The sequence below is a fragment of the Spirosoma gilvum genome, assembly GCF_054776815.1.
In genome coordinates this window covers 1,619-4,451 of record NZ_BAAHBH010000034.1, presented here as the reverse complement: position 1 = coordinate 4,451, position 2,833 = coordinate 1,619, and the positions used below count along the sequence as shown (strand labels likewise).

The window sequence follows — 2,833 nt, the reverse complement described above, 5'->3', positions numbered from 1 at the left end:
TCCGGGGCCATTAGTACGGCTCAGCTCAACAGCTTTCACTGCCTACACCTGCCGCCTATCAACGTCGTCGTCTACAACACCCCTTGCTTGGAACACTCATCTTCAGGCCAGTTTCGCACTTAGATGCTTTCAGCGCTTATCTGATCCGTACGTAGCTACTCGGCCGTGCCTGCGGCCAAACAACCGACTCGCCAGCGGTACGTCCATCCCGGTCCTCTCGTACTAAGGACAGATCCCGGCAGTATTCCCACGCCCACCACAGATAGGGACCGAACTGTCTCACGACGTTCTGAACCCAGCTCGCGTGCCACTTTAATCGGCGAACAGCCGAACCCTTGGAACCTTCTCCAGCCCCAGGATGTGACGAGCCGACATCGAGGTGCCAAACCTCCCCGTCGATGTGAGCTCTTGGGGGAGATCAGCCTGTTATCCCCGGCGTACCTTTTATCCTTTGAGCGATGGCCCTTCCATGCGGAACCACCGGATCACTATACCCGACTTTCGTCCCAGATCGGCTTGTAGGCCTCACTGTCAAGCTGGCTTCTGCTATTGCACTCCTCTGCCGATTACCGTCCGGCATGAGCCAACCTTGGGAAACCTCCGTTACCCTTTCGGAGGTGACCACCCCAGTCAAACTACCCACCAAACAGGGTCCTCCTTCCCGGAGTTAGAACGCCAGTCAGCCAAGGGCGGTATTTCAAGGTTGATTCCACGATGCCTGGCGACACCGCTTCGCAATCTCCCGCCTATCCTACACATGCCTGACCGGCATTCACTGTTAAGCTGTAGTAAAGGTGCACGGGGTCTTTCCGTCCCGTGGCGGGTAAGCGGCATCTTCACCGCTACTACAATTTCACCGAACTCATGGTTGAGACAGTGCCCAGATCGTTACACCATTCGTGCAGGTCGGAACTTACCCGACAAGGAATTTCGCTACCTTAGGACCGTTATAGTTACGGCCGCCGTTTACTGGGGCTTCAATTCAATGCTTCGCCTTGCGACTAACATCCCCTCTTAACCTTCCAGCACCGGGCAGGTGTCAGACCCTATGCGTCAACGTTAATTTTGGCAGAGTCCTGTGTTTTTGGTAAACAGTCGCCTGGGCCTCTTCTCTGCAGCCTCCCATCGCTGGGTAGGCCCCCCTTATCCCGAAGTTACAGGGTCATCTTGCCGAGTTCCTTAACCATGATTCATTCGTGCACCTTAGAATATTCTTCCCGGCTACCTGTGTCGGTTTGCGGTACGGGTATCCATGCGCTTAACGCTTACTGACTTTTCTTGGAAGCCCCTTCATGTGTTCGCTTCGGCCGAAACCTTAGCTCAACGCCCTATTCCGTCAGGACCTACACACCCCGGCACTCCGTCATCAGCAAGCCTGCATGGATAGTACAGGACTATTAACCTGTTCCCCCTCACGGCCCGGCTGTCGCCTGCCCCTTAGACCCCGACTAACCCTCCGATGACTGCCATCGCGGAGGAAACCTTAGCCTTTCGGTGTGGAGAGTTCTCATCTCCATTATCGTTACTTATGCCTACATTTGCTTTTCTATACGGTCCACCACAGCTCACGCTACAGCTTCACCCCCTATAGAATGCTCTCCTACCATCGCACAACATGTGTGCAATCCATCTCTTCGGTGATGTGCTTGATGCCCGGTTATTATCGACGCCCGCCCCGCTCGACCAGTGAGCTGTTACGCACTCTTTAAAGGAATAGCTGCTTCCAAGCTAACCTCCTGGCTGTCTCAGCAGCCGGACCGCCTTTGTTCAACTTAGCACACACTTGGGGACCTTAGAGGATGGTCTGGGTTGTTCCCCTCTCGGAGCAGGACCTTAGCACCCTGCCCCTCACTGCCCAGCACCTGTTTGCGCATTCGGAGTTCATCAGAAGTTGGTAGGATGTGACTCCCCCGCATCCTGTTGGTGGCTCTACCTCACAAACAGTAACACTGAACGCTGTTCCTAAAAACATTTCGGAGAGTACGAGCTATTTCTGAGTTTGATTGGCCTTTCACCCCTACCCCCAGCTCATCCGGAAGCTTTTCAACGCTTATCGGTTCGGTCCTCCAGAAAGTTTTACCCTCCCTTCAACCTGGCCAGGGGTAGATCACCCAGTTTCGCGTCAACCCCCACTGACTGCTCGCCCTGTTCAGACTCGCTTTCGCTTCGGCTGCCCACCTCAAAGTGGTTAACCTCGCCAGTGACGGTTACTCGTAGGCTCATTATGCAAAAGGCACGCCGTCACCCCACACTGGAGGCTCCGACCGCTTGTAAGCGCCTGGTTTCAGGATCTATTTCACCCGGGTACTCCCCGTACTTTTCACCTTTCCCTCACGGTACTCTGCACTATCGGTCTTCTGAATGTATTTAGCCTTACCGGATGGTGCCGGTTGATTCAAAGGGGATTTCTCCGGTCCCCCCCTACTCAGGATCCCCAACCCACAACATCACTGACCCGGACGGGGCTCTCACCCTCTATGGCTGACTTTCCCAAGTCATTTCAGTTCGTTCTGCTGCTTTTGTCAGGTCCTACTACCCCAATCTGGCCGTAACCAGACTGGTTTGGGCTCTTCCGCTCTCGCTCGCCACTACTGACGGAATCACATTTGTTTTCTTTTCCTGCGGGTACTTAGATGTTTCAGTTCTCCGCGTTTGCCCCCCGTAGGGTACTATCTCTTCAAGATAGTGGGTTGCCCCATTCGGATACCCAAGGATCAGCCCCTGCCAGCGGGTCCCCTCAGCGTTTCGTCGCTTGCCACGTCCTTCATCGCCATCAGAAGCCTTAGGCATCCCCCAGACGCCCTTGCATTGCGTGTTCAATTTCGCTTTTTCT

Annotated in this window: 1 rRNA gene; it reads right to left on the bottom strand. The window is 54.6% G+C overall.

From position 1 onward, the window contains the following. Positions 1-2,818 (bottom strand): 23S ribosomal RNA (locus ACYVFD_RS35910); the annotation flags it as partial. Between the last annotated feature and the right edge of the window lie 15 nt (positions 2,819-2,833).